Genomic DNA, 26,647 nt, shown 5'->3' on the forward strand with positions numbered 1-26,647 from the left:
CCCCGGATGCGGTGGGGCCGCCCGCACGGGACGGCCCCACCCACGTTCCGACTACATTCCGACAGCTCAGCGCCGCAGGCTCAGCGCCGCGGGCTGACCACCGCCGCCGAACCGCCGCCGCGCCGCACCGGTTCGGCCGCCGCGATGTAGCCACCACCGCGGGTCGCCTGGATCCCGGTGGCCGCGCCGATCTCGGCCGGCGCGTTGTAGCTCTCCCCCAGCGCCTGCAACTGCGCCGCGTACGGCTGGTCCAGGAAGGCCTGTTCCACGTCGCTGTGCGCGGCGTTGCGCTGGCTGGCCCGGGGCGCGGCGATCGCCTGTTCCAGCGTCAGGCCCCGGTCGATGTGGCCCAGCAGGATCTGCAGCACCGTGGTGATGATGGTCGCCCCGCCCGGCGAGCCGGTCGCGAAGTCGAAGCGGCCGTGGTCCAGCACGATGGTCGGGGAGATCGAGGAGCGGGGCCGCTTGCCCGCCGCCGGGAGGTTGGGGTCGGGCACCCCGGCCACCAGCGGAGTGAAGTCGAAGTCGGTGAGCTCGTTGTTGAGGATGAACCCGCGCCCCGGCACCGTCATGGCGCTGCCGCCGGTCTGCTCGATGGTCAGGGTGTACTCGACCACATTGCCCCAACGGTCGGCCACCGTCAGGTTGGTGGTGTTGATCCCCTCGTAGCCTGTGGGCGCGGCCACGGCGTCGGTCGAGCAGCTGCTCGAGGGGTGGTACGGGTCGCCGGGCGCGAGCGGGCTGGTCAGGCTGGTGGTCGGGCTGATCAGGCAGGCGCGCGAGTCGGCGAACCGCTGGGAGGTCAGCCGGTCCGTGGGCACCGTCTCGAATGCCGGGTCGCCGACCCAGCGGTTGCGGTCGGCGAAGGCGATCCGGCTCGCCTCCAGGTAGTCGTGCAGGTACTGGGTCTGCGAGGCGTGCTTCAGGTCGAAGTGCGACAGGATGTTCAGCGCCTCGCCGACCGTGGTCCCGCCCGAGGAGGAGGGCGCGATCGAGTACACGTCCAGGCCGCGGTAGTTCACCCGGGTCGGCTGCTGCACCTTGGTGCGGTACCCGGCCAGGTCGGTGGTGGCCAGCTTGCCCGGCCGTACGGTCAGCGTGGTCCCCGCCGCGGTCTGCGGGTGCTGCACGGTCTTCGCGATGTCCGCGCCCACGCTGCCGCCGTAGAGCGCGCGGATGCCCTGCCTGCCGATCTGCTGGTAGGTCCTGGCCAGGTCCGGGTTGGTCTGCACGCTGCCCACGGCCGGCGGTTGGCCGCCCGGCAGGTACAGCGCGGCGGTGGCCGGGAAGGCCGCGAACCGGGTCTGGTTCTGCGCCACCTGGTCGTGGAAGGTCTGGTCGACCGTGAAGCCGTGCTTCGCCAGCGACTCGGCGGGTTTGAACAGCTGCCCCAGCGACTGGGTGCCCCACCGGTCCAGCGCGGTCTGCCAGGTGGCCAGGGAGCCCGGGACGCCGACCGACAGCCCGCTGGTGACCGCGTCGGCGAAGGACAGCGGTTTTCCGTTCTCCAGGAACAGGCTCTGGTCGTCGGCCGCCGGTGCGGTCTCGCGTCCGTCGATGGTGGAGACGGTATGCGTACGGGCGTTGTAGTACACGAAGTACCCGCCGCCGCCGACCCCCGCGGAGAACGGCTCGGTCACCCCGAGCGCCGCCGCGGTGGCGACCGCGGCGTCCACCGCGTTGCCGCCCTCCTTGAGCACCTTCAGCCCGGCGGCGGTCGCGTACTCCGAGACGCTGGCGACGGCGCCGCCGTAGCCGGCGGCCTCGGCGGCCTTGGGGACCGGCGGCAGGATGTCGGACGCCCCGCCGCGGGCGACGGCGGCGCCACCACTGCAGGCCACCACTACCAGCGCGGCCACGGCGGAAAGAGCCAATGGGGCCGAACGTAACGGGATTCGCACAGCTTCCTCCTGAGTTGGCATCAGCCCATTACGACACAGCACTCAGAGGACGCACAACCGTACCCGCCCGGACCCGTCGGGCCGCCCCGTGGGGCCGCCCGACCGGAACTACTTGGTGGCCAGGTACTTCTCGATGACCTCGGCGGGAACCCGGCCGCGCGGCGCCACATCGATGCCCTGGGCCGCGGCCCAGGCCCTGACCTCGACCGGGTTCGGCCGGTCGTTGCCCACCGCGATGCGCTTGGGTCCACGGCGGGCCCCGCCCTGCCTGCGGCCGGCCTCCACATAGGGCACCAGGCTCTTGCGCAGCTTGCCCGCATTCTTCTCACTGAGGTCGATCTCGTAAGACCGGCCGTCGAGGGCAAAGGTGACGGTCTCAACAGCCTCGGAGCCATCCAGGTCGTCGGAGAGCTCAATTACTACCTTCTGCGCCACGGTGTTCCTTTCGGCGATGCCTGCTCTCGAACGAGTGGGCACTAAACCATGCTTCTCTTTGTCGCAGACTACGCTACCGGAATATCCCCCGCGCACGCACCCGATGATTCCCCGCAAGAAAATTCAGTCACTCCTCAGGTACATACCAGTGATACACAGGGAGCTTTCACTGTCATCTGCCGGATATGCCCGACTTCACCGCGGCCGACCCCTGGCCAGGAAGGGCAGCGGGCCCAATCGTGAAGGAATTGAGGACGGATACGGCCGACGGAATTCCCGCCGCGGGCCCATACCCTCACGATTCCGGGTGGACCAGCAGCTCGACGGCCAGGGCTATGCCGAGAAGAGCGACGCCCCATCGCATGACATTGGCGGGAAGAAGACGGGTAACCCGCGGCCCGAGCACGGCCCCGGCGAACATGCCGACGGCAAGGGGAACGACGACGGCCCAGTCGACCGGCCCGAACAGGACCAGGGCAATCGCCGACGTCACTGTGGCCGCGCCGATCAGCATGTTCTTGAGGGCATTGGCCTTCGGCAGGTTCCCGTCGACGGTCAATAGCATCAGCGCCAGTGTCATCACTCCTGACCCGGCGCCGAAGTATCCGCTGTAGAGCGACACCGCGACCAGCCCGGTCGGCATCGCGGGACCGCCGTGGCGGGTGCGGCGCCGTTGGCGCCGGGCCGCCAGCCGGGGCTGCGCGAGCAGGGTGAGCGAACCCGCGGCCACCAGGAACGGCACGACCAGGGCAAAGGCACTGGTCGGCGTCGACAGCAGCAGCGCCGCGCCGACCGCCCCGCCGACGGCGGCGACCGGGGTCCAGCGGAGCAGCCACGGCCCGCGCCGCTCCAGCTCGACCCGGGAGGCGAGCGCCGCGCCCGGCCAACAGGCCACCGCGGCAATGATGTTGGCCACATTGGCGGCCAGCGCCGGGACGCCCACCGCGAGCAGCGCCGGATAGGAGACCAGGGAGGTGATCCCCCCGGCGGTGCCCACCAGACCGGCGACAGCCCCCGCGCCCAGCAGGGCTGCTGCCTCAACCACCGTGTTCACCCGGACGTCTCCTCGTTCCGGCCGGGCTGTCCGCCCGGCCGCAGGACAGGCTACGGCGTGAGGATCACCTTGCCGGAGACGGTGCCGGACTCGGCCAGGCGCAGCGCCTCGGCCGCCTCGGCGAGCGGGAATTCGGCCGCGACACGGGCGGTGATCTCGCCCCGCCGCAGCGCGGCGAGGACCTCGCCGAGGTCGGCCCGCAGCCTGGCCCGGAAGCGGGCGGGGGTCAGCGCGCGGCCCGCCCAGACGTTGAAGAAGTAGGCGTGCCGGCGGTTCGGCAGGCTGTTCCACCACCAGACCCGGCCGAGGAGCTTGAGCACCGGCCACTGCTTCGACCCGGTGTCGTCCCGGGTGGAGGCGCTGCCGTAGGCGACGAGCGTGCCGCCGGGGGCCAGCATCCGCCAGGAGTCGAGGACGCTGGGCCCGCCGACGTGGTCGAAGACCGCGTCGACTCCGTCCGGTGCCAACTCCCGGACCCGGGCCGGGACATCCTCGGTGCGGTAGTCGACCGGGGTGACGTCCAGCGCCCGCAGCGCGTCGTGGTGGCGCGCGGATGCCGTGCCGATGACCTGGATCCCGGCCGCGCGGGCGAGCTGGACCAGGACCGAGCCGACGCCGCCGCTGGCGCCGTGGACCAGGATCGTCCCGCCCTTGGCCACCCGCGCCTTGCGGTGCAGCATCTGCCAGGCGGTGATGCCGTTGAGCACGGCGGTCTCCGCCTCGGCCGGACGGAGCCCGGCGGGCACCGGGACGGCGTCGGCCGCGTCGAGCAGGAGGTGGCTGGCCCAGCCCCCGGTCTTGGTCAGCGCCGCGACACGGGTGCCGACCAGCGAGGCGTCCACCCCTTCGCCCACCCGGTCCACCGTGCCGACCAGGTCGTAGCCGGGCACGAACGGGAACGGCGGCTGGTCGTAGTACCTGCCCCGCCGCATCTGCTGCTCGGCGAAGGACACGCCCGTCGCCTCCATCCGGACCAGCACCTGGCCGGGGCCGGGCGCGGGGACCGGGCGGTGCCGCAGCTGCAGGCCCTCCGGCTGCACCACACCCGGCAGAACGATCTCGGTGAGCTGTTCGGGGTTCATGGCCCAACTTTCGTTAGTAGCCCTCGCCTCAGTTAGAGGCTATAACTAAAGCATGACCATGTTATGGTTCCTGTGTCAAGAAGGACAGGACAACGCAGGAAAGTCGGAGGAGGCAGGTGGACGGCCAGCCAGCAACCACCCCGCGTGAGCGCTACCGGACCCAGATCAGCGCGGAGATCAAGCAGCGGGCCTGGGCCCAGATCGCCACGACCGGGGCGTCGGCACTCTCCCTCAACGCCATCGCCAAACAGATGGGCATGAGCGGACCCGCCCTCTACCGCTACTTCGCCGGCCGCGACGAACTACTCACCGAGCTGATCGGCGACGCCTACCGCAGCCTGGCCGACGCCCTGCGGGACGCCGCGGCAACGCACGGCGGCAAGGCCGACGGACCGGCCGACCTAGCCCGCGCCCTGCGCGACTGGGCCCTGGCGGACCCGCAGCGCTATCTGCTGATCTACGGCACGCCGATCCCGGGCTACCACGCCCCGGCGGAGAGCACACACATCGCCCGCAGCATCATGGAGCTGCTGCTCGACGCCTTCGACGGACTCCCCGAGCCTGCCGCCGAGCCGCTTGACCAGCACCTCGCCGCCCACCGGGCCTGGGCCGGTGACCATGCCGCGTCCGGCGGTGTGCTCCGGCGCGCCCTCACCTTCTGGACCCGGCTGCACGGCGTCATCAGCCTCCAGGTCGCCGGGCACTTCACCGGCATGGGATTCGACCCGGAAAGGCTCTTCGACGCCGAGGTCGAGCACCTGCTCGACCAGTGACGGACGGTCGACCACGGACGACGGGGCCGCAACCACAAGGTTGCGACCCCGTCCGGTGACCCCGTCGGCTCAGCTCACGTCGAAACCACCGTGAAGCCGCCCTGCCGGCCGACCGTCAGGTAGAGGTAGCCGGAGCCGGCGTGCGCGGCGGTGACGCCGGCTGCCGGGGTGAAGGCGCCGTGCCGCCACACCGTCCTGCCGTTGACGGTGACCACCGGGTTCCCACCGGAGACCGGGACCGCGATGGTGCCGCTGGTGCTCCTCGGGGCGGTCACCGTCAGGCTGAACCCGTGCCCGGGCTGCTGCGCGGTCCAGCGGACGTCGATGTCGCCGTGCGGGGTGGGCACCCGGCCCTGGGACCAGGCGAGGTCGCCGGGGTGGGGCTGGACCGTCCAGGTCGCGAATCCGGCCGTGGCCGGCTGCACGCCCAGCACGTAGCCCGACAGCGCGGAGGTCGGTGCGGTGGACCAGCCGTGCGACAGGCTCGCTCCCGCGCCGAGGCCGGGGGTGCCGTCGGTGCTGGAGATGTTCTCCCACAGGGTCCCGGTCTGGTCGGGCCCCGGCGCGATCATATGGCCCCACTCGGTGTCCAGCAGCGCCTCGGCGTCGGCGGTGTCACCGGTCGCCAGCCGCGCCTGCAGCTCGAAGCCGCTGACGAAGGGGCTGATCAGCTCGCTGTATCCGGCGTCGCGGGAGTACGGCAGCGGACCGTAGGGGGTGGTCCACAGCTCGGTCTTCAGCTTGGCCAGGATTGCGGCGTCCTGCGACGCCGGGGCGACCCCCCACAGCACGGCCAGGGCGTTGGCGTCCTGGGCGGTCCCGGTGGGCTGGGTGTCGCTGATCCGGTAGAGCCCGGTGGCCGGGTTGTAGAGGCGGTCGTTGATACGGGTCTTCAGCGCCTGCGCGTCGGCGGTGTACGTGGCCGCCGCGGACGCGTCCCCGGCGGCGGCGGCCAGCGACGCGCCGTCGACCAGGGCCTTGTAGTAGAGGATGTTGTACGCGGAGACCTCACCGCCCTTGTCGCTGTCGTAGAAGTCCCAGTCCGCGCCGTCCACCCCGCCCTTGGTGGCGAACAGCCCGTTGGCGTCCAACTGGGTCGCGTTCCAGGCCAGTTCGCGCTGGACCGCGGGCCACTCCTGCGCCAGGAACGCATGGTCCCCGGTGTAGAGGTAGTAGCCGGCCAGCGCGGTGACGAAGTACATCGAGTAGGAGGCCGAGTAGGTGGTGGTGCTGCCGGGGGTCAGCGGCCCGAGGTGCGGCACCGCCGCCGGGGCCAGCGCGCCGGGGACGAAGCCGCTGGAGAGCTGGCGGCTGCCGAGCAGGTCGAGCGACTGCTTGATGTACTCCGGGTTGTCGACCGAGTAGTAGTCGGTCAGGCCCTCGGTGTTGATGTCGCCGGACCAGATCGCCCGGTCCCGCCTGGCCCCGTCCAGGACGGAGGGCAGCGCATTGGAGCCGGCCGGGGTGAACTTGGCCAGGCTCGCGGCCCGGTCCAGTCCGTCCTTGAAGAGCGTCCTGCCGTCGCTGCCGACGACGGTGAGGTCCTTGAACGACGCCTCCTCGCCGGCGAACTCGCGGAAGCCCACGGTCCCGGCCGGGTAGGCGACGGCGTCGGACGGCATCGCCGAGGTGTCGACGGTGGCGACCCGGGTGCCGTCCAGCGAGACCGTGAGGCTGCTGCCGGAGACCGAGGTGGCCACGGTGTGCCAGCTGTCCGCGGCCACGGCGGCCGGGAGCGGGACGGAGCCGAGCGAGGTGTAGGCGCCCGCGTGCAGGTCGAACTCCTGCAGGGTGTTCGGCGCCCCGGTGCTGTCGCTGCTGTCGTTGAGGATGAACAGGTAGCCGTCCTGCGCGCCCTGGGCGCGGACCAGCCAACCGGCCTGGTTCAGCTGGATCCTGGCCTGGAAGGTGCTGGTGTAGTCGCCCCAGGAGGTCCCGCTGTTCAGCGTCCCCGCGCCGTCGTTGAGCTTGGACCCGCCGACGTCGAGGGCGCCGTCCGCGACGGTCCAGTTGCCGGGCAGGGAGTGGGCCGGCGCCAGGTCGGTCTGCAGGGTGTAGGCGCCCGCGTACCAGATCTTGTTGAGCTGGTCCGAGCTGGAGACGAAGTAGCCCCCGTAGTCCTTCGCCTGGGTGCGGTCGGCGATGTAGTGGATGCCGGCCTTGCCCAGGGTCAGACTGCCCGGCGTGGTCAGCGTGATCTGCTCATAGCGCTCACCGCCCTGGACGAAGCGGTTGGTGATGGTCCCGGTCGACGACACCTGGTAGCTGTCGGAGCGGGCGCTGTCGCCGTCGCCCCAGGGCGCGGAGCCGTCGCCGGACGGGCCCACGTAGTTCAGCCCCTCGCTGTACGAGGCCGTGAATGACGGCGTACCGGTCCGGGCGGAGACCGTGAAGTAGGGCAGGCCGCCGACCTCCTTGCCGTAGTCGAGCACGATGCTCGCCGCGGCGCCGCCCTCGGCCGTGGTCAGCGTGGTCCCGCCGGAGCCGCCGCAGAGCAGGTTCCGCGCCCCGGCCACCGTGCCCGAGGTGCGGACCACCGCGGTGGGGCAGACGTCCGCCTTCGCGGGGGTCTCCACATACGACTGCCAGTCGGAGGCTTTGGGCCCGGACGCCCGGGACCCGGAGGACGCCGACACCGCCCCGGCGGACGGCGACAGGCCGGGCTGGGCGAGCAGCGCCAGGACGGATCCGAGGACCAGGGCCGCGCCGACCGGTCGTTTCCGGTGCGGCCGGCCGGCTCGATGACGAAGGGTCATACGTACTCCATCTGAAACGATTCAAGTCTCTGGCACAGAGAAACGTACGATCACGGCCGCGGGCCGTCAATGGTTTGGACATGACTGCCACTACTGGATGGAGCAGGTCTTGGCCGTGTTCGGGATCGGGTCCCCGAACACGGCGTTGTCGCAGGGAGTGCCGCCGGTGAAGCTCCCGTAGGCGTAGCGGCCCGCCGCCCCGTAGGCGACCTCATGGGTGCCGCTGAAGCTGCAGCTGCTGTTCTCGGCGCCGCAGGGGGTCCAGCCGGTCACCGTCGGTGGCGCGGCCATGAGGTAGCAGACCTTGTGGACATCGGGCGCGGGGTCACCGAATACCGTGTTGCTGCAGGAGGCCCCGCCCACGGCCGTGGCGTAGTTGAAACTGCCGCCGGCCCCGAAGGCGACGGTGGCCGCGCCGCTGAAGGAACAGGTCCCGGTCTCGTCCGCGCAGTGCTGCCAGGCGCCGGCCGCAGGCGGTGCGGGCTGGAGGTAGCACTGCTTCTGCGTACCGGGCGCCGGATCCCCGAAGACCGCGTTGCCGCAGGCCACCGGGCCGGTGAGGGTGGCGTAGTGGAACTGGCCCTTCGCCCCGAACGCCACCGTCCGGGTTCCGGAGAAGCCGCAGGTCCCGGTCTCCGCCGCACAGGGGGTCCAACTACCGGGCAGCGTCGTGCCCGGCGTGGGCGCGGCCGTCCCGGTGAAGTGCCAACTGCCGGAGCCGACGCGGTAGTCGGCCTCGGTGCCGGTGGTGGACAGCAGCACCGCGCCGGTCGAGGGATCCGGGCCGACCTGGCCGCCGCCGAAGTCCGGTACGTCCACGGTGGCGGTGGTCCCCACCGGGACGGTGACGTCCAGCGCGATCTGCGGCCCGGTCCTGGTCCAGGAACTGGCCACGGTCCCGCGCACGGTGTTGAGCGACGCCGCCGCGTGCTGGAGTCCGTCCGGCGTCTGCGGGTCGACGGTCACGGTGCCGTAGCCGGGACCGGTCGGCTGGATGCCGCCGAGCTGGGTGTACAGGGAGGCGTTGATACCGGCGAACATCGCGTGGTCGTGGCTCTCCATGGCCGAGGCGTAGGTCCACTCCTCCCAGTCGGTGGTGGCGCCCTTGCCGATCTCGTAGCCGAACCCGGGGTAGCCGGCCTGGTCCAGCGCTGTCATCGCCACATCGGTGCGGCCGACGGCGGCGAGGGCGTCCATCAGGTAGCGGGTGCCGAAGATGCCGGTGTCCAGATGGCCGTGGTCCTGGTTGAGGACGGTGTCGACCAGCCGGGCGCCGACCGCGGTGACGTCGGCGGCGGGCACCATCCCGAAGGCCAGCGGCAGGATGCTGGTGGTCTGCCGGCCGTCCGCGTAGCTCGCGCCGTCGGGATTGAGGAACGCGGCGTTGAACGCCTGCTTGATACTGTTCGCCAGCTGGTTGTAGTGGGTGGCGTCGGCGGTCTGCCCCAGCGCGGTCGCGGCCTTGGCGACGTCCTGCGCCTGGAGGTAGGACAGCGCGGTATCGACCACCGGAACCTCGCTGGTGCAGGCGCCGGCGCTGGGCGACCCCAGCCCTCCGTTGGCATGGGAGCTGAGGTCCGGCGGGCACCAGTCGCCGAAGCCGGTGGACCAGATGTAGCCGGGGACACGGGCGGCATTGGTGTCGACAAACGTCTTCATCGCCGGATAGGTCGCGGCGAGGGTGGCCCGGTCCCCGTACTGCTCATAGAGGATCCAGGCCAGGGTGACCCCGTCACCGCCCATGTCCGGCTGCTGCGCGTTGCCCGCGTCGCTGGGCAGAGCGGTGCCCGGAGGCAGGTCCAGCAGGTAGTTGGCGTAGTAGCCGTCCATGCCGAACTCGCGGGTGGAGGCGTCGTGGTACGCCTGCACGTCCATTCCCGGGGGTGTGCGCTCGTCCCGCACCGGGTTGTCGGTGGGGGTGCTCATCGAGTTGTTCAGGATGGTCCAGCGGTTGTTCTGCCAGATCTGGTTGAGCAGCGGGTCCGAGGAGCTGAAGCTGCCGGTGGACACCAGGTCCGCGTGCACCACTCTGGCGTCGAGGCTGCTCAGGGTCGGTGTCTGCGGGTCGCCGGTGACCTCGACATAGCGGAAGCCGTGGTAGGTGAACCGGGGTTCATAGGTCTCGGTGGCTCCGGTGCCGGCCAGGGTGAAGCTGTCGGTGGACGCCGCGTTCCGGTTGGTGGTGGTGTCCAGCATCCCGTTGCCGCCGACCTCCTCGGCCGTGCGCATCCGGACCGTGGCCCCGGCCGGGCCCTGCACCCTCAGCCGCTCCCAACCGGCGATGTTCTGGCCGAAGTCGTATACATAGACCCCAGATTGGGGCTGGGTGAGCTTCACCGGACTGATCGTGCCGGTGACCCGAAGCGGCGGAAGGGACGCCGCGGTGAGCGCGCCGGACGGCGCCGCCACGGTGCGCACCGGCTGCCAGCCGGCGTCGTTGAATCCGGGCCGGTCCCAGCCGGGGTGCTCGAGCCGGGCGTCGTAGGACTCGCCGTTGTAGAGGTCGTTGGCGCTGATCGGACTCGCCGCCCAGGTCCAACTGCCGTCGCTGGCCACGGTCTGCCGGCTCCCGTCGGCGTAGGTGACCACCAGCAGCACGATCGCCTGCTCGGGACCGGTCCAACGGAAGCCGTAGGGGCTGAAGTTGGGGCCGTAGCCGGTGCCCAGCCACATTCCGACGGCATTGGCGCCGGGCGTCAGCAGGGAGGTGACGTCATAGGTGGCGTAGAGGTCGCGCCGGTCGTAGGGGGTGCTCGCCGGGGCCAGCACCTGGTCACCGACCTTGCTCCCGTTCAGGTGCAGTTCGTAGAAGCCCAGGCCGAGGACATAGGCGCGGGCCCTGGCGATCGGCTGCGCGCTCAGAGTGAAGCTTCGGCGCAGCTGGGGCGAGCTGCTGCTGGTCGTGCTGGGACTGATCCACTGCGCGCCCTGCCAGTCCGCGGCGGTCAGCAGGCCGGTCTCCCAGTGGGCGACCGCACTCCAGGGCGAGGGCAGGCCCTGCGCGTCCCACACCTGCACCTGCCAGTAGTAGAGCTGGGCGGACTTCAGGGACGGCCCGCCGTAGCCGACCGAGACCGACTCGCTCGAAACGACCTTGCCGCTGTCCCAGACGTCGGGGTTCCCCGCGGCCAACAGAGCCGTGCTGCTGGCCACCTGCACCCGGTACGCGCTCTGCGCCTGATTGTTGTGCGCCGACTGGAGGATCCAGCCGAGGCTGGGGTGGGGGTCGTCGATCCCCAACGGGTCCGTGCTGCTGTCGGTCCTCAACTGCCCGGCGGTGAGGTCACCGACCGGGGCCGCGGCGACCGGGGCGGCGGCGACCGGGGCCGCACCGAAGCGCACCCCGCCGAGGCACACCGCGATCGCCAGGACGGCCACGGCCAACCAGCGGGTGGCTCCGCTCCGCACGCTACCGGACATGGCGCCCCCTGGGCTGAAACGATTCAAGTCATGTACATGCTACCTCCGCTCCACCCGACGGGACCATACCCGTGCACGGATCGTCCGGCCGCCCCTCGGCCACGGAGGCGTCAAGGCCACGGATGCGTCAAGGGCGCGGAGTTGCCAGCAGCGGCGCGCGGCCACGGTCGCCGCACCGCCATACGGGTGACGCTTCGTCGTTCGTCTGCGGACGATAACTCACGGCCCCTAGGTTCCCGTTCGGGGGCACGTCTGGGCTCCCGCCAGGTTCGTCCGCAGGGGCTCTCCGCCCGTGCGGCAGGGCCTGGCCGCGTCACGTGGAGAGGGCTGCCGCCATGACCGACTCGAACCACCCCCCGCGATCCGTCCCGGGGTCGACCGCGACCCCCGACAACCAGTCAGGCACCAGCACCGCCCGGTCAGGCATGCGCCGACGGGCCTTCATCGGCACGGCCGCAGCCGTCACCACCACCGCCACCGTCGCCGCGACCACCGCGCTCGCCCCGCCGCGGACCACCCCCGCCACCACTCCCGGCGTCTCCCCCGACACCTTTCCCGGCACCTTCCGCCGCGCCGCCCCGGCATCCGCGCCAGGCGGCGCCGACCCCACCGCCAGCGCGGACCTCGCCCGCAAACTGCTGCTCGTCGGCGACAAGGGCGAGGACCTGAAGCTGGAGTACCTGCGCATCCTGATCGACGGCAAGCTGCCGCCGCGCGGCCCGGCCAAGAAGGTCCTGATCATCGGCGCCGGCGTGGCCGGCCTCACCGCGGCCACCCTGTTGAAGGCCGCCGGGCACCAGGTCGTGATCATCGAGGCCAATGGCAACCGGATCGGCGGGCGGGTCAAGACCTTCCGCGGCGTCTTCTCCGACCAGGCCCTGCACGCCGAGGCCGGCGCCATGCGGCTGCCCGACTTCCACCCGCTGGTGCTGGCCCTGGCGGACAAACTGAAGCTCAAGCGGCGGCTGTTCTACAACGCCGACGTCGCCCCCGGCGCGAACCCCACCGGCACCGTGCCGCCGGTGACCTACCAGGCGTTCACCGGCGAGCTGTGGAGCAACGGCACCGACGACGGCAGCTTCAAGGCCCCGGCCGCCACCAACCGCACCCGGATCCTGGTCAACGGCGGGGAGACCAGCCGCGCGGCCTACGCCGCCACCCCCGCGAAGGTCAACAAGTCCTTCGGCGACACCACGGACACCACCACCATGGCGGCGGCGGTGGACAAGGCCCTGGCGAAGGTCACCGTCGCCGCGTCCGGCACCATCAACGACAAGCTCGCCGCCTGGACGAAGATCCTGGAGCAGTACGACGGCTACTCCACCCACCGCTTCCTGGTGGAGGAAGCAGGCTGGGATCTGGCCCGGATCCAAGCCGCGGGCACCATCGAGAACCTCACCTCGCGGCTGCACTACTCGCTGATCCCGACCCTGATGGACCGCGCCGCGATCAGCCCCACCGGCCGCTACTGGGAGCTGGAGGGCGGCACCGACACGCTGACCACCGCCCTGGCCGCCCCGCTCCGCAACGACATCCGGCTGGGGCGCAGGATGACCCGGCTGGTGCAGACCGGCCACGGGGTCAAGGTCGAGACCACCGCCGAATCCGGCAGCGAGACCTCCTGCGACGGCGCGCCCGTCAACCCGGTCGAGACCTTCACCGGCGACTACGCCATCGTCGCCATCCCCTTCTCCGCACTGCGCTTCTGCACCGTCGAGCCTGCCATGTCCTACCCCAAGCGCCGTGCCGTGACCGAGCTGCACTACGACTCGGCCACCAAGGTGCTGCTGGAGTTCAAGACCCGCTTCTGGGAGCAGGGCGCCACCGGCTTCACCGGCGGCGGCTGCGTCTCCGACAGCCCCAGCCGCTTCACCTACTTCCCCTCCCACGCGCCCGACGGCTCCAAGGGCGGGGTGGTGCTCGCCGCCTACACCTGGTCCGACGACGCGACCCGCTGGGACTCGCTGACCGAGGGCGAACGCTACGCCTTCGCGCTCAACGACCTCGAGCGGATGTTCGGCCCGGTCGTCCGGAAGGAGTTCACCGGCACCGGCGCCACCCAGTCCTGGGCCCGGGCCCGCTACGCACTCGGCGAAGCGGTCATCTTCACCCCCGGACAGCTGCACGAACTCCACTCCGCCAGCCGGACGGTGGAGGGCCGGGTGCACTTCGCCGGCGAGCACACCAGCCTCAAGCCCGCCTGGATCGAGGGCGCGCTGGAATCCGGCGTACGCACCTTCCTGGAGGTCCACCCCCGCTAGGCGGTTCGATCGCGGTGTGTGGTCCCGGTCATCCGACCGGGGCCACACCAGGACGGAGAAGCCGCAGGTCTGACCGTGCGTCAGTGGGCCCGGTAGCGGCTGGCGAGCTCGGGGCTCTGGCCGGCGAAGGCCGCGAGATCGGCGTGGAAGACCGTGTCGAGGAGGGTGGCGTCCTCCACCCCCGGGGCGCAGACGACCTCGCCGAGCTCCAGGCCGCGGAGCCCGGCGGTGACCACGTCCTCGGCACTCATCCGGGGCACCATGCTGAGGTCGAGGCCCTGGCGCTCGTGGAACTCGGTCGCCACCACGCCCGGGCAGACCACCTCGACCCGCACGCCGGTGCCCTCCAGTTCGGCGCTGAGGGTCTGCGACATGGCGACCAGGTGGGCGAGGGTTCCCGCGTAGACGGCGCGGCGCGGCATCTGGGCCTGCGGGGCGGGACCGCTGAAGGCGATCATGCCGGCCACATTGATGATCGACCCCTGCCCGCGCTCCAGCATGCCCGCGACCGCGGCGCGGGTGATCAGGGTGGGCGCGAGGACCTTGACGTTGACCAGTTCGCGGGCCTTGTCCGCGGGCAGGTCGGCGAGCGGCATGTAGTGGGACACGCCCGCGTTGTTCACCAGCAGGGTGAGCGGCTCGGTCGCGCAGATCTGCGCGACGGTGTCGATCCCCGCGTCGGTGGACAGGTCGGCCACCACCGGGCGGACCTTGACCTCGGGGTGGGCGGCGGCGAACTCGTCCAGCCGCTCCTGCCGACGGCCGACGATCACCAGGTCGTAGCCGTCCGCGACGAGGCGCTCGGCGAAGGCCCTGCCGATGCCGGAGGTGGCGCCGGTGACGAGGGCGAGGTTGCTGGCGGTGCTGCTCATGAGTGCTGTTCCTTCTCGGTTGTGGTGTCGGTTGTGGTGCCAGGGCGGCGCCCGCTTCGCGCAGGGCCCGGTCGAAGCTGTTCAGCAGGGTCAGCGCGGTACCGGAGGGGCTGCCCGGCTTCAGCACCTCCACCAGCCGGGCCGGCGGACGTGCGGCACACCGCTCAGCCCGTCCAGGGAAGCGGGACACCGGGCCCAGGCCTGCAGGGCGAAGCCGGCCTCGGCGGCGGCCGTGGCCATGGGCAGGCCCTGGTCGCCCAGGCCGATGAAGCCCACCACCGGGTCCTGGCCCACCACCGTTGCGGTTCCCGTTGCTGTCATGCCTCCACGATGAAGACAAAACAGCAGAAGAGGTAGTAGACCAGCCTTCATAGGACTACCAGTACCAGGCAGATCTTTCTGCCGATAAGCCACACTGTCAGCATGGCAACGACAGAACTCGGCGCTGCCCTGCGGCGTCGGCGGGACCAGGTCTCACCCGAGACGGCGGGCCTTCCCGCAGGCGGTCACCGCCGGGCGGCGGGGCTGCGGCGCGAGGAGCTCTCCCAGCTGGCCGGAGTCTCCGTCGACTACATCACCCGCCTTGAGCAGGGCCGGTCCACCAACCCCTCCGCGCAGGTGGTCGAGGCCCTCGCCCGGGCCCTGCGGCTCTCCGGGGACGGGCGGGCCCACCTCTTCCAGCTCGCCGGACTCGTCCCGCCGGGCCCGGAGACGGTCTCCGCGTACATCACGCCGAGCGTCCAGCGGATGTTGGACAGACTCACCGGCACCCCCGTCGCGGTCTTCGACGCCGCCTGGACCCAGCTGCTCGCCAACCCGCTGTACACGGCGCTGATAGGGGAATGGCACGGCAACGACCGCAACGCCGTCTGGCGCAACTTCCTCGGCGCGGGCACCCGGGTCCGCCACACCCCCGAGTCCGCAGGCGCCCTGCGGGCCGCGCAGGCGGCCGATCTGCGCAGAACGGCGAGCCGCTACCCGGCCGACCAGCAACTGCACCGCCTCATCTCCGAACTGCGGGCCAAGAGCACCGAGTTCGACCGGCTCTGGGAGTCCGGCACGGTCAACGAGCACCGCTCCGCCCGCAAGACCATCGACCACCCCCACGTCGGCGCCCTCACCCTGGACTGCGACGTGCTCAGCGTCGCCGGCAGCGACCTGCGCATCATGGTCTACACCGCCGAACCCGGTACCCAGGACGCCGAACGCCTCGCCCTCCTCGCCGTCATAGGAACCCAGGCCCTGACCGAGTGACCGAATAACCGTCAGCCTGACAGTCCGTCAGGCGTCAGTCCGTCAGCCTTGCTCGCGGTCGTCCGCGGGCCGGCGGACGGCGCGCACGCTCGGCAGCAGCAGCACGGCCGTCGCGCTGACCAGGGCCGCGACCGCTCCGAACCCGAGCACCGGGCGCGCGCCGAGGACCGTGGCCGCCGGTCCGGCCAGGGCGAACGCCAGTGGGCCGAGGGAGAACGCGCCGAACGTCTGGAAGGTGCGGACCCGCGCCAGGACGCTGACCGGCGTGAGCTGCTGGGTGGTGGTGTCGGACAGCGCAGCCGACACCGTGGACCCGACGCCGGCCAGGCAGGCGCCCGCCGCGATCACCGCGGTCGGCGCCTGCAGCGCGAACAGGGCGCACGGCGCCGCGTAGCCGATCGTCGCCGCCGTCGCCACCACCAGCGGCCGGGACGGACGCCGGCCAAGGGCTACCAGACCGCCGAGGATCGAGCCCGCCCCGTAACCGCTCATGATCAGGCCCCAGCCCCGCGCGCCCGAGGGGTGCTGGTGCATCAGAACCGGCCCGAGCAGCAGGAACGGTCCCCAGACCAGGAAGTTGACGCAGATGAACTGGACGGTGGAGGCGACCAGCCAGGGGCGGGAGGTGAACTCGGACCAGCCCTCCGCCAACGACCGGAGCATGGACGGCCTGCGGCGCCCGCCGACGTCCCGCAGGCGCAGCAGGCCGAGTGCCACCAGACTGCACCCGTAGGTGGCAGCGTCGGCCGCGAGGACCACCCCGGCGTTGCTGACCGCGATGAGAACCCCGGCCAAGGTGGGACCGGCGACCTTGGCCACGGACTGCGAGAACCCCAGCAGCACGTTCGCGTCTCCACGCCGTTCGCTCGGCACGACGTGCACCACGAGGGCGCCCAATGCGGGGTTGAACAGCGCCTCGCCCAGTCCTCGCACGGCGGCGAGCGCCATGAACACCCACAGCGAGGGCCGACCCACGAGGACCGCCGCCGCGAGCGCCGTCTGCGCCGCGCACCGGATCACGTCTCCGGCCAGCATGATCCGGCGCGGGCCGAGCCAGTCCGCCAGGACGCCGCCGAACAGCATGAACACCAGTTGTGTGGCCGGCACGGCGGCGAGCACCAGGCCGAGGTCGCTCGCGCTCCCGCCGTCGTCGAGGACGGCGAAAGCGAGGGCGACGCCTGCCATCGACGATCCCAGCAGGGAGGTCGAATAGCCGCAGTAGAAGAGCCTGAAGTCCCGTCCGTTGAGTGTCCTCAGGGCGTGCACTGCCGCGTGGGGCTGGAATCGCGCCCACGCCGCCGTACGGGATCTCACTGCGCCGCTAGTCACCGTGCTTGTCGCCCGCAGCAAGGTCGCGCCGCGCCGCCGGGCGGCGGGAGGCGCGCCCGGGACTGCTGCCCGGGAAATCCTGGAGGGCCGCGACAACCAGTCCTCGCAGCGCCTCCAGCTCACCGCACGGGTCGACGGAGACCGGTCCGAGGTCGTCGAGCCGCGCCCGCAAGGCCTCGGCCAGGGAGGCCGATCCCTGCGACCGCACCAGCCTGTCGGCCGAGTCGAGGTGGCCCCCGACCCGCGCCAGCAGCACCGCGAGACGCTCGGGATCCGGCTGGTCGGCAGTGGAGAGGATCGAACGGAATTCAAACACAAGCTCTCTTGCGCACTGCAGGTGGTCGAATGCGACAGGTCCGACCCTCTGGTCGAACAGGCCCAGGACGGAGGTGAGCCGGTCGGCCTGCTCGCAGACGGCCGCGACCGCACCCGGTCCCAGCCGCCAAGTCGACGGTGCGGGAGCCGACGCGGGAGCCGCTGCGACAGCCGGACGTTCCAGGCCGGCCCGCGCGAAGACATCCGCCAGCCCCGCGTCGAAGTCGAACGAGCCGTCAGCACGCTGGATGAACGCCCCGCGGACCTCGCCGCAGAGCTCCTCCGGCCCGCGTTCGCCGCTTCGGTCAGAGTTCATGCGCGTCTCCTTCAGACATCAGCTCGCGCAGGGAGCGGCGGGCACGGGAGAGGTTCTTGCGGACCGCGGGTTGCCGCGAGCCCAGCTCCGCGGTGATCTCCTGGATGCTGAGACCCTCCAAGTGGAGGCAGAACACCACCCGCTGGCGCGGCGGCAGCGCGTCGAGCAGGGCCAGGACGAACTGTTCACGCGACCGGGCCTCAACGACGTCGTGGACGCTCGCAGCCGAGGCCGGGGCGGCATCCGGCAGATCGTAAGGGGCCATGGTCTCGACCGCGATCCGTCCGCCGCCGCCCTCCGCCCGCCGGGCGCGCCAGAGGCACCGCGTGGAGACGGTTCGCAGCCAGGCGTGCCAGGCAGCCGGGTCGTTGATCGCAGCGGACCGCAGCGCGGCGGCGAAAGCCTCCTGGACCGCATCGTGCGCCTCCGCGTCGGCGGCGCCGCGGGATCGGAGGTACCACACCAGAGGTGATCGGTACTGGCGGTACAGATCAGCGACGAGTTCCGCCCTACTTCGCTCCTCCGGGGAGAGCTGTTCCCCCACCTCACCGGCCACCCGCACGCCGCACCGCCCCTCGCCTCGCCCCAACGCCACTGACCATAGGTGTCGGCACGACGGGAATCTGTGACATCCAACGGGCACGGCGCTGCCGCCCCGATGAGGGGGTGGCAGCGCCGCGGGGCAGGGGACGGGCGGTTGGCTAGCCGAGGGTGAAGTCGTCGGCGTCGACGTTGGCCTGGCCGTACCAGCCGTGGACGTAGACGGTGACGGTGCCGCTGCTGCCGGTGGTGAAGGCGAGCGTCAGCTTGTTCCAGGTGCTGCTGTTGGACCAGGTGCTGCCGCTGGCACCGCCGCTGACGCCGATGTAGGCGTAGGGGCCCTGGACCCAGCCGGTCAGGGTGTAGGCGTGGTTGGGGGACAGGGTGACGGTCTGGTCGCACTCGCCGGTGCTGCTGGCGCTGGGCGTGACCTGGAGGGCGTGGCTGCCGGAGTGGACCGGGCTGGAGACCACCGCGCTGCCGCCGGTGCAGGTCCAGGGGCTGAGGCTGCCGGTCTCGAAGCCGGCGTTGGTCAGCGAACCGCCGCCGCCTCCGCCGCCCCCGCCGCCGCTGGTGGTGACGGTGAGGGTGTAGGTGGCGGTGTGGCTGCCGGTGGAGGCGGTGCCCTTGACCGTGATCGGGTAGCTGCCCGCGGCCACGGACGCGCCGACCGTCGCCGTCAGCGTCGAGCTGCCGCCGGAGTTGACCGAAGTGGGGCTGAAGGCGACGCTGACGCCGGAGGGCGCGCCGGTGGCGGAGAGGCTGACCGATTCGGCGCTGCCGGAGGTCACCGACGTGGAGACGGTCGCGCTCGCGCTGCCGCCCTGGGCGACCGACGCGGAGCCCGGTGCCACCGACAGCGAGAAGTCACTGGTGGTGCCACCGCCCCCACCGCCGCCGGTGCTGCCCTCGTACGGGACGAAGGCGTCGGTGAAGGCGAGCTGGTTCTGGCTGATCTCGGTGCAGGTGGGCAGCGAGTTGCCGCCGCTGCCGCAGGCCTGGTCCCGGGTGATCGCCCAGAACGCCAGCCGCCCGACGCTGTGCTGGACCGCGAAGCTCTCCACCGTCTGGGCGTCCGCCAGGGTGAAGGTGGAGCCGTCGTCGTTCTTGCCGATCATCGGGGTGATCCCGAGGTTGGCGTAGGTGTAGCCGGAGTCGACGGACTGCATCTGCGCCAGCGTGGCCTGGGCGGCGGCGACGGAGCCCTGGCCCATCTCGGTGCCGGTGCCGGCGTAGTAGTCCATGGTCATGATGTTGACGACGTCGATCCTGATGCCCGCGTTCTTCGCGGCCTTGAGGATGTTGACGCCGTCGTTGGTCAGACCGCTCGCCAGGACCGGCAGGGTCATCGAGAACTGCAGGCCGGGGTTGGACGCCTTGAGGTCCTTCATGGCCTGCATCTGGCGGGCCGCGGCGGCGGTGTCCGCGATGGCGGCGCCCTCGATGTCGAAGTCCAGCTGGGTGACCCCGTAGTCGTTGATGATGGCCTGGTAGCCGGCGTCGATGCTGCTCTGGTTGGAGCAGGTCCAGGCGAGCGCCAGGCCGCTGGAGCCGCCGGAGGAGATGATGACGCTCGCGCCCTCGGCCTTCGCCCTGGCGATCTCGGGGTCGGTGAAGGAGTCGGCGCCGATGGGGAGGGTGTCGCCCCAGATCTGGTTACAGCCCTCGCCGAGGACGAAGGCCGCGGTGTAGGCCTTGAGGTGGTGTCCGGTGATGGCGGTGTCGAGCAGCCCTTCCTGACCGTTCGACAGATCGACGTAGGGGGCGACGGAGTAGACGCTGCCCGCGGCGGCGCTGCTGGTGGGGGCCAGCGCGACGACCGTGCCTGCGGTCGCCAGCGCAAGAGCGCAGGCGGATGCGGCGATTCTTGCCAGGTGCATGACAGTGATCCCTCTCGGGAATGCCCGTCGGGCGTGGGGGTGAAGGGGAGTCGTGCCGCGCAGGCCTGGCGTTGGTACATACCAAACAACCTGCGCACCTCTGCGTCAAGAGGACTAGACCAAATACTCTGCCGGGGCCGCCGGGCGACAACTCCGGCCCGGAGCAGGCATTACAACGATATAACCGGAAGTCAGGACCGCCTCCCCTGTTCAACGGTGGCCATGTGACCTCGTCAGATCCACTGCGGGCAGCCGCCGGAGCGGGTCGGCGTCGACCAAGGAGCTGTTTCCGCAGGATGCCGTCCCCGCCACCGACAATGAGCCGACACAGGCCTCATCCGCCCCGTAGATGACGGTATTTATCAGGGATGCAGCAGTCTTGACGGCCCGCCAGCACGTGCCCCAAGGTAAACATGCAACGTTGTACAAGCTGTTGTGGGCACATCAGGTCAACCGCCGGACCGGGCCCGGCCGGCCCCACCAGCACCCCGAGCAGTCATGGCAAGGATCTCCCCCACCCCCTGGAGCCGCTGACATGCGCAACACTCCCCCTTCCACGGCCGCGGCCGTCGGCCGAATACTGCGCCGCTCCTGGCGCAGAACGCTCGTGTCCGCGGTGGCGACACTGGGGCTCGTCCTAGGAGCCCTGGTCGGACTCTCCGGCACCTCCCAGGCGGCAGGTTCGCTGCCCTGTGACATCTACGCCGCCGCCGGCACCCCCTGTGTGGCCGCGCACAGCACCGTGCGTGCTCTGTTCTCCTCCTACAACGGCCCGCTCTACCAGGTCACCCGGGCGTCCGACGGCGGCACCGCCGACATCGGCCTGCTGGCCACCGGCGGATACGCCAACGCCGGTGCGCAGGACGCCTTCTGTGCGAACACCACCTGTCGCATCAGCAGGATCTACGACCAGAGCTCCCGGCACAACGACCTGACGCCGGGACCGGCGGGCGGCGCGGGCAGCGCCGACCGCGGAGCGGATGCCAGTGAGATCGCGGTCTCGGCCGGCGGCCACAAGGCCTACGGCATCTGGATCTCGCCGGGCGTCGGCTACCGCTACACCGGCGTCGCCTCCGGCGTCGCCGTCAACGGCCAGGCCGAGGGCGCCTACATGGTGGCCAGCGGAACCCACGTCGGCTCGGACTGCTGCTTCGACTACGGCAACGCCGAGTCCACCCCGAACGACACCGGCAACGGCCACATGGACGCCGTGAGCATCGCCACCACCTGCTACTTCGCACCGTGCAGCGGTTCCGGCCCATGGGTCGAGGCCGACATGGAGAACGGCATGTTCCAGGGCAACAACGGCTCCAACACCGCGAACGCCGGCAACAGCAGTGCCTTCGTGACGGCCGTCCTGAAGGACAACGGGCAGACGACGTACGCCCTCAAGGGCGGCAACTCCCAGTCCGGCGCCCTGTCGACCTGGTGGAACGGCGCACTGCCGACCCGGGGCGGCTACCAGCCGATGCACCAGGAAGGCGGCATCATCCTGGGTATCGGCGGTGACAACAGCAACCGGAACATGGGCACGTTCTTCGAGGGCGTGATGGTCTCCGGCTTCCCGACCGACGCCGCCGAGAACGCGGTCCAGGCCAACATCGTCTCGGTCGGCTACTCCGGGGAGACCAACATCCCCAACGGCCCCCAGGGGACGATCACCGGCCCGGGCAACCAGTGCGTCGACGTCGCCGCGGACGACACCGGAGTGAACGGGACCGGCGTGCAACTGTGGAACTGCCAGTCCTACGCCGAGGACCAGCACTGGACCCACAACTCCAACGGCTCGCTGACCACCATCGGCCGCTGCCTGGACATCAACGGCAACGGCACCGCCAACGGCACCCAGGTCGAGCTCTGGGACTGCAACGGCGTCGGCGGCCAGAAGTGGGTCCAGCAGGCCGACGGCTCACTGCTCAACCCGCAGTCCGGCCGCTGCCTGGACTCCCCCAGCGGCGCCACCGGCAACGGCACCCGGCTGCAGATCTACGACTGCAACGGAACCGCCGCCCAGAAGTTCGCCGTCAACGGGGGCGCCCCGATCGCCGGGCCCGCCGCCAAGTGCGTCGACGTGGGCGGCGACGACACCGGCGGCAACAGCACCGCCGTGCAGTTGTGGGACTGCCAGTCCTACGCCGTGGACCAGCACTGGTTCCACCGGTCGGACAGCTCGCTGAGCACCCTCGGCCGCTGCCTGGACATCGACGGCAACAGCACCGCCAACGGCACTCTGGTGGAGCTCTGGGACTGCAACGGCGTCGGCGGCCAGAAGTGGGTCCAGCAGGCCGACGGCTCACTGCTCAACCCGCAGTCCGGCCGCTGCCTGGACGACCCCAACGGCACCACCGCCAACGGCACCCAGCTCAGGATCTGGGACTGCAACGGATCCGCCGCCCAGAAGTTCGCACTGGGCTGAGACCGCCCCGTCCGTCCGTCCGTCATGCTCCCTCGTGATGCGTGACGGATCGTGACGATCCGTCAGGGACGCAACCCCAACCGCCGCAGGCCCACCCGGGAGAGGTCGTCGATCACCGCCTGGTCGCCCCGGCGCCAGGCGTCCGCCAGGCCCCTGGCCGGAGTCTCGACTCCGGCCAGGTCGCGGAGCGGGCCGGTGAGCGCCCTGAGCGCGAACAGGTCCGCGCCGCCGGGAGCCTCCAGCAGCCTGCGGGCACTGGCCGACGCCCGCATCCAGCGCAGCCGCGGCGGCAGCCACAGCGCCAGCACGGTCAGCACCGGCAGCACCACCAGGACGACCGCCACCAGGAACGCCAGGTGGCTGACCGAGTGCTGCACCGACTCGCCCGCCCGCGCCAGTCCGCTGCCGGCCTCGGCGGCCGACACCAGCGGCTTCTTCAGGGTGTCCCCCAGCAGCGGCACCTTCGACGCCGCGTTGCCGGCGTCGTTCAGACCGCCGGCCAGCTGATCGCCCGCGCTCTCCGCCGCCCGTCCCGGGCCGGCCAGCAGCATGATCGCGTCATGGACCAGCAGGGCGAACCAGACCGAGACCGCGATCACCGCCAGCGCGAACAGGTCCGCCACCACCTGACGCGTCCTACGCGCAGGCGTCTGTGCATACATTCTCATGATGTGTCCCGTTCCCCACGCATCGTCAACTCTCGGCACTGAGTCTCTTCACAGAGCAGGCTGGATGACCCGCAGGCGCGCCAGGCGGCGGTAGGAGTCCAGCAGAGCCCCGCGATCGTAGCTGCTCGTGGTGACCAGGTACTCGTCCGCGCCGCTGCGGGTCAGCAGCCGGTCCAGGGCGGCCTCGACCTCGTCCTCGGTGCCGTACAGCTGACCGCGCTGCGCCTCCTCGAACAGCGAGCGCTCGCGCCCGGACATCGCGGCGGCGTCGGCCAGCACCGAGTCCAGCGGGGCGAGCGGCGGGAAGTCGCCGTGGGTCCGCGCGTAGGCCGTGGCCCGGGCCTCGGGCAGCAGCAGGTCGCGGGCCTCCCCGGTACTGGCCGCGACCGCCACCGCACCGGACAGCACCACGTAGGGACGCTCGGCCCAGACGGACGGGCGGAAGCCCGCCCGGTACGCCTCGACCGCCCGCAGCATCGCGTCCTCGCCCCGCACCGCCGCGATCACCAGCGGCAGCCCGGCCTCGGCGGCGACCTGCGCGCCCTGCCCGGTGGCCAGCACGAACACCGGCAGCCGCAGGCCCTCGGCGGGGTGGGCGTGCACCTGGGGATGCGCGGTCTGGGTACCCGTGAAATAACCGAGCAGTTCGGCCAGCAGACCGGGGAAGTCCTCGGCGGCGGCCTTGTCCCGGCCGAGCGCCCTGCGGATCCCGTCGGTGAAGCCGACCGAGCGGCCCAGGCCCATGTCGACCCGGCCCGGGAAGAGCGACTCCAGCACCCCGAACTGCTCGGCGACGACCAGCGGCCGGTGGTTGGGCAGCATCACCCCGCCGGTGCCGACCCGGATGGTCGAGGTCGCCGCGGCGACGGCAGCCGCCAGCACGGTCGGCGCGGACCCGGCGATCCCGGGCACGCTGTGGTGCTCGGAGACCCAGAAACGGTGGTAGCCGAGCGCCTCGACCTGCTGGGCGAAGCGCACGGTGTCGCGCAGCGCCTGCGGCGCGTCCTGCCCCTGGCGGGTGCGGGAGCGGTCGAGTACGGAGAAGGGGATCGGCGCGCTGACGGGGCTCACCTGTGGTTCAACGCCTGCGGCCGGCCATGATTCCCACCCGTAGGCTGGCCCGCGTGACGGAGAATCCGCAGCAGCCGCAGACGACCAAGAACAGCAGGCCGCTGGCCGTGTTCGACCTGGACGGGACGCTGGCCGAGACCGGGCACCGCCAGCACTTCCTGGAGCGGCGGCCCCGGGACTGGAAGGGCTTCTTCGCCGCCGCGGCCGAGGACCCGCCGCTCGCCGAGGGCGTGCGGCTGGCCCTGGAGGCCGCCGAGACCTGCGAGGTCGTCTACCTCACCGGCCGCCCCGAGCGCTGCCGCCGGGACACCCTGGCCTGGCTGGCCCGGCACGGCCTGCCCGAGGGCCGGGTCCGGATGCGGGCGAACGACGACCGGCGCCCGGCGCGGACGACCAAGCTGGAGGTGCTGCGCCGCCTCGGCCGGAGCCGGGAGGTCCGCCTGCTGGTGGACGACGACCTGCTGGTCTGCGACGCGGCCGAACGGGCCGGCTTCCGGGTGCTCCGCGCCGACTGGGCCAGCACCTCCCGGTCGGCGTCCACGGCACTGCAGGACGCCCAGGAACGCGAGGGCCGGACCTGACCCGGCGCCGGCGCCGGTGCCCTCAGACGAACGCCCCGATGCCGGTGACCGCGCGCCCGGTGATCAGGGTGTTGATCTCCCTGGTGCCCTCGTAGGAGTAGAGCGCCTCCGCGTCGGCGACGAAGCGTCCGATGCTGTAGTCGAGCACGATGCCGTTGCCGGCCAGCAGTTCGCGGCCCCAGCCCACGGCCTCCCGCATCCGGGAGGTGCAGTACGCCTTGGCCAGCGCCGACTGCTCGTCGTGGAAGGTCCCGGAGTCCTCCAGTGCGGCCAGCCGGGTGACCATGCCCAGACAGGCCGTGGCATTGCCGAGCATTCGCACCAGCAGGTCCTGGACCAGCTGGAAGCGGGCGATCGGGCCGCCGAACTGCTCGCGCTGCAGGGTGTATTCCAGGGCGATCCGGTAGGCCCCGAGCATCACCCCGACCGCCTCCCAGGCGACCCCGCTGCGGGTGCGGCGCAGCACGTCCGCGGTGTCGCGGAAGCCGTGGGCCTCCTGGAGCCGGTCGGCCTCGGGCACCCGGCAGTCCTGCAGCACGATGTCGGCGTTCTCGACGGTGCGCAGGGCGATCTTGTTCTCGATCCGGGTGGCCTTGAAGCCGGGATTGCTCCCCTCGACGACGAAGCCGAGGACGTGTCCGCTGTCCTCGTCCTTGGCCCACACCACCACCAGGTCGGCGAAGGTCGCGTTGCCGATCCAGCGCTTGGCACCGTTGAGGACCCAGCTGTCGCCGTCGCGGCGGGCGGTGGTGTGCAGGCCCGCCGCGACGTCGGAGCCGCCCTGGGGTTCGGTCAGCGCGAAGGCGCCGATCTGCTCCATCCGCCCCATGGCCGGCAGCCAGCGCTCGCGCTGCTCCGCGGACCCGCAGCGGGCGATGCTGCCCATCGCCAGCCCGGAGTGCACACCGTAGAAGGTGGCCATGGACGCGTCCACCCGTGCCATCTCCAGCGCGATGAAGCCGGTGAGCATGGTGCTGACCGGCTCGGGGTGGCAGTCGCGGAAGGGCAGTCCGGCGATGTCCAGCGCCGCGTAGCGAGGGATCAGGTGGTGCGGGAAGGCGGCGCGGCCCCACCAGTCGTCGGCGTGCGGCGCGACCTCCTGCCGCAGGAAGTCGCGGACCCGGTGCAGGATCTCCGCCTCGCCCTTCGGCAGCAGGTCCTCGAAGCGGTACAGGTCCTCCACCAGCGTGCCTTCGGCCATCTCTGCCACTCCCAACGGTCACAGCGGCGACGGATCCACCGCGGTTGATCGTCTACCCCCCGACCCGCCGCCCACGCTTCAGTGCCAGTCGCTGATCCGGACGTCGTGCGGGGCCGGAGCGCCCTCGCCGGTCTCCAGCAGGGCCTTGAGGCTCATCAGGAAGGAGCCCCACTTGGTGCTGCAGTGGTGCATGAACTCCACCGGTTCGCGCCAGCCCTGGTGCTTGAACAGGATGATCGTGTAGTCGCCGTCCTGGCGCAGCTCCCAGTCGACGGTCGTGCCGACCCACTCCTCGGGACCGTCGACCACCCGCCAGCGCACCCGCTCGTTCGGGCGCAGCTCGACGACCTCCATGTCGAAGCCGCCGACCGGGAAGCGGAACGCGAGGACGCCGCCGACCTCGCCGCTGCCCTTGGTGTCCTCGGTCCACCAGCCGGCGAGGCCGTCGACCGTCGTCAGCGCGTTGTAGACCTGGTCGGGGGCCGGGGTGCTGACCCCGACCCGGTGCAGGATGTCCACCAT

At 71.4% G+C, this 26,647-nt stretch carries 20 protein-coding genes and 1 pseudogene; 5 read left to right on the top strand and 16 right to left on the bottom strand.

Annotated elements, in window-relative coordinates; genetic code table 11:
• Nucleotides 1-80: 80 nt before the first annotated feature.
• The 4 genes from ggt to ACEZDG_RS06585 all read right to left on the bottom strand — a co-directional run bounded on the left by ggt (nt 81) and on the right by ACEZDG_RS06585 (nt 4,472).
• Nucleotides 81-1,922 (bottom strand): gamma-glutamyltransferase, encoded by a 1,842-nt coding sequence (gene ggt / locus ACEZDG_RS06570; protein ID WP_380503703.1) that lies wholly within the window; start codon nt 1,920-1,922, stop codon nt 81-83.
• Nucleotides 1,923-2,009: 87 nt separating this feature from the next.
• On the bottom strand, nt 2,010-2,336 hold the full coding sequence (locus ACEZDG_RS06575; protein WP_380503706.1) for a histone-like nucleoid-structuring protein Lsr2: 327 nt from the start codon (nt 2,334-2,336) through the stop codon (nt 2,010-2,012).
• A gap of 295 nt (nt 2,337-2,631) precedes the next feature.
• Nucleotides 2,632-3,390, bottom strand: a complete 759-nt coding sequence (locus ACEZDG_RS06580) for a sulfite exporter TauE/SafE family protein (protein WP_380503709.1) — start codon at nt 3,388-3,390, stop codon at nt 2,632-2,634.
• A 50-nt stretch (nt 3,391-3,440) separates the two neighbouring features.
• Nucleotides 3,441-4,472: a medium chain dehydrogenase/reductase family protein gene (locus tag ACEZDG_RS06585; RefSeq protein ID WP_380503712.1), complete on the bottom strand. Its 1,032-nt coding sequence runs from the start codon at nt 4,470-4,472 to the stop codon at nt 3,441-3,443.
• Between the two features lie 116 nt (nt 4,473-4,588).
• On the opposite strand from ACEZDG_RS06585, the gene ACEZDG_RS06590 reads away from it, so the two are divergent.
• Nucleotides 4,589-5,245 carry a TetR/AcrR family transcriptional regulator gene (locus ACEZDG_RS06590; protein WP_380503715.1) on the top strand — a complete coding sequence of 219 codons (657 nt, stop codon included), beginning with the start codon at nt 4,589-4,591 and terminating at the stop codon, nt 5,243-5,245.
• Nucleotides 5,246-5,319: 74 nt separating this feature from the next.
• Here ACEZDG_RS06590 and ACEZDG_RS06595 read toward each other — a convergent pair whose 3' ends face one another.
• Together ACEZDG_RS06595 and ACEZDG_RS06600 are read right to left on the bottom strand one after the other, a co-directional pair.
• Entirely contained in the window at nt 5,320-8,001 is a 2,682-nt protein-coding gene (locus tag ACEZDG_RS06595) for an alpha-L-rhamnosidase-related protein (protein WP_380503718.1), read from the bottom strand.
• 696 nt (nt 8,002-8,697) lie between these two features.
• A pseudogene (locus ACEZDG_RS06600) lies at nt 8,698-11,421 on the bottom strand (family 78 glycoside hydrolase catalytic domain); the annotation flags it as partial.
• Between the two features lie 335 nt (nt 11,422-11,756).
• Here ACEZDG_RS06600 and ACEZDG_RS06605 point away from each other — a divergent pair.
• Nucleotides 11,757-13,682: a flavin monoamine oxidase family protein gene (locus ACEZDG_RS06605; RefSeq protein ID WP_380503724.1), complete on the top strand. Its 1,926-nt coding sequence runs from the start codon at nt 11,757-11,759 to the stop codon at nt 13,680-13,682.
• Between the two features lie 80 nt (nt 13,683-13,762).
• Here ACEZDG_RS06605 and ACEZDG_RS06610 read toward each other — a convergent pair whose 3' ends face one another.
• Together ACEZDG_RS06610 and ACEZDG_RS06615 are read right to left on the bottom strand one after the other, a co-directional pair.
• Nucleotides 13,763-14,554 (bottom strand): SDR family NAD(P)-dependent oxidoreductase, encoded by a 792-nt coding sequence (locus ACEZDG_RS06610; protein WP_380503727.1) that lies wholly within the window; start codon nt 14,552-14,554, stop codon nt 13,763-13,765.
• 120 nt (nt 14,555-14,674) lie between these two features.
• Nucleotides 14,675-14,875 (bottom strand): NAD(P)-binding domain-containing protein, encoded by a 201-nt coding sequence (locus ACEZDG_RS06615; RefSeq protein ID WP_380503730.1) that lies wholly within the window; start codon nt 14,873-14,875, stop codon nt 14,675-14,677.
• Nucleotides 14,876-14,977: 102 nt separating this feature from the next.
• Between ACEZDG_RS06615 and ACEZDG_RS06620 the strand changes: the two genes are divergently transcribed.
• Complete coding sequence (locus ACEZDG_RS06620) at nt 14,978-15,808, top strand: helix-turn-helix transcriptional regulator (RefSeq protein ID WP_380503733.1); 831 nt, start codon at nt 14,978-14,980, stop codon at nt 15,806-15,808.
• Between the two features lie 42 nt (nt 15,809-15,850).
• Here ACEZDG_RS06620 and ACEZDG_RS06625 read toward each other — a convergent pair whose 3' ends face one another.
• The 4 genes from ACEZDG_RS06625 to ACEZDG_RS06640 form a co-directional block, all read right to left on the bottom strand.
• Nucleotides 15,851-17,137, bottom strand: a complete 1,287-nt coding sequence (locus tag ACEZDG_RS06625) for an MFS transporter (RefSeq protein ID WP_380503736.1) — start codon at nt 17,135-17,137, stop codon at nt 15,851-15,853.
• On the bottom strand, nt 17,130-17,768 hold the full coding sequence (locus ACEZDG_RS06630) for a hypothetical protein (protein ID WP_380503739.1): 639 nt from the start codon (nt 17,766-17,768) through the stop codon (nt 17,130-17,132). The genes ACEZDG_RS06625 and ACEZDG_RS06630 overlap by 8 nt, the downstream gene beginning before the upstream one ends.
• Nucleotides 17,758-18,330 (bottom strand): RNA polymerase sigma factor, encoded by a 573-nt coding sequence (locus tag ACEZDG_RS06635; RefSeq protein WP_380503742.1) that lies wholly within the window; start codon nt 18,328-18,330, stop codon nt 17,758-17,760. Before ACEZDG_RS06635 ends, ACEZDG_RS06630 begins: the two co-directional genes overlap by 11 nt.
• Before the next feature lie 139 nt (nt 18,331-18,469).
• Complete coding sequence (locus ACEZDG_RS06640) at nt 18,470-20,188, bottom strand: carbohydrate binding domain-containing protein (protein ID WP_380503745.1); 1,719 nt, start codon at nt 20,186-20,188, stop codon at nt 18,470-18,472.
• A gap of 535 nt (nt 20,189-20,723) precedes the next feature.
• Between ACEZDG_RS06640 and ACEZDG_RS06645 the strand changes: the two genes are divergently transcribed.
• On the top strand, nt 20,724-22,604 hold the full coding sequence (locus ACEZDG_RS06645; protein ID WP_380503748.1) for an arabinofuranosidase catalytic domain-containing protein: 1,881 nt from the start codon (nt 20,724-20,726) through the stop codon (nt 22,602-22,604).
• Nucleotides 22,605-22,666: 62 nt separating this feature from the next.
• Here the strand turns inward: ACEZDG_RS06645 and ACEZDG_RS06650 are convergent, their stop codons facing one another.
• Entirely contained in the window at nt 22,667-23,230 is a 564-nt protein-coding gene (locus ACEZDG_RS06650; RefSeq protein WP_380503752.1) for a hypothetical protein, read from the bottom strand.
• 90 nt (nt 23,231-23,320) lie between these two features.
• A complete protein-coding gene (locus tag ACEZDG_RS06655; RefSeq protein WP_380503754.1) occupies nt 23,321-24,343 on the bottom strand; it encodes an MsnO8 family LLM class oxidoreductase in 1,023 nt (340 codons plus the stop codon).
• 53 nt (nt 24,344-24,396) lie between these two features.
• Between ACEZDG_RS06655 and ACEZDG_RS06660 the strand changes: the two genes are divergently transcribed.
• Nucleotides 24,397-24,924, top strand: coding sequence for a phosphatase domain-containing protein (locus tag ACEZDG_RS06660; protein ID WP_380503757.1), 528 nt, complete (start codon nt 24,397-24,399; stop codon nt 24,922-24,924).
• 22 nt (nt 24,925-24,946) lie between these two features.
• Here the strand turns inward: ACEZDG_RS06660 and ACEZDG_RS06665 are convergent, their stop codons facing one another.
• Nucleotides 24,947-26,125, bottom strand: coding sequence for an acyl-CoA dehydrogenase family protein (locus tag ACEZDG_RS06665; protein WP_380503760.1), 1,179 nt, complete (start codon nt 26,123-26,125; stop codon nt 24,947-24,949).
• A 78-nt stretch (nt 26,126-26,203) separates the two neighbouring features.
• Nucleotides 26,204-26,647, bottom strand: a complete 444-nt coding sequence (locus ACEZDG_RS06670; RefSeq protein WP_380503763.1) for an SRPBCC family protein — start codon at nt 26,645-26,647, stop codon at nt 26,204-26,206.

The sequence above is a fragment of the Streptacidiphilus alkalitolerans genome, assembly GCF_042511045.1.
Taxonomy (GTDB): domain Bacteria; phylum Actinomycetota; class Actinomycetes; order Streptomycetales; family Streptomycetaceae; genus Streptacidiphilus; species Streptacidiphilus alkalitolerans.

Excerpts from the sequence above, each read along its gene's own strand:
- ggt (WP_380503703.1), bottom strand. The coding sequence starts at position 1,922 with ATGCCAACTCAGGAGGAAGCTGTGCGAATCCCGTTACGTTCGGCCCCA.
- ACEZDG_RS06585 (WP_380503712.1), bottom strand. The coding sequence starts at position 4,472 with ATGAACCCCGAACAGCTCACCGAGATCGTTCTGCCGGGTGTGGTGCAG.
- ACEZDG_RS06595 (WP_380503718.1), bottom strand. The coding sequence starts at position 8,001 with ATGACCCTTCGTCATCGAGCCGGCCGGCCGCACCGGAAACGACCGGTC.
- ACEZDG_RS06605 (WP_380503724.1), top strand. The coding sequence starts at position 11,757 with ATGACCGACTCGAACCACCCCCCGCGATCCGTCCCGGGGTCGACCGCG.
- ACEZDG_RS06610 (WP_380503727.1), bottom strand. The coding sequence starts at position 14,554 with ATGAGCAGCACCGCCAGCAACCTCGCCCTCGTCACCGGCGCCACCTCC.
- ACEZDG_RS06615 (WP_380503730.1), bottom strand. The coding sequence starts at position 14,875 with ATGACAGCAACGGGAACCGCAACGGTGGTGGGCCAGGACCCGGTGGTG.
- ACEZDG_RS06620 (WP_380503733.1), top strand. The coding sequence starts at position 14,978 with ATGGCAACGACAGAACTCGGCGCTGCCCTGCGGCGTCGGCGGGACCAG.
- ACEZDG_RS06630 (WP_380503739.1), bottom strand. The coding sequence starts at position 17,768 with ATGAACTCTGACCGAAGCGGCGAACGCGGGCCGGAGGAGCTCTGCGGC.
- ACEZDG_RS06640 (WP_380503745.1), bottom strand. The coding sequence starts at position 20,188 with ATGCACCTGGCAAGAATCGCCGCATCCGCCTGCGCTCTTGCGCTGGCG.
- ACEZDG_RS06645 (WP_380503748.1), top strand. The coding sequence starts at position 20,724 with ATGCGCAACACTCCCCCTTCCACGGCCGCGGCCGTCGGCCGAATACTG.
- ACEZDG_RS06665 (WP_380503760.1), bottom strand. The coding sequence starts at position 26,125 with ATGGCCGAAGGCACGCTGGTGGAGGACCTGTACCGCTTCGAGGACCTG.
- ACEZDG_RS06670 (WP_380503763.1), bottom strand. The coding sequence starts at position 26,647 with ATGGTGGACATCCTGCACCGGGTCGGGGTCAGCACCCCGGCCCCCGAC.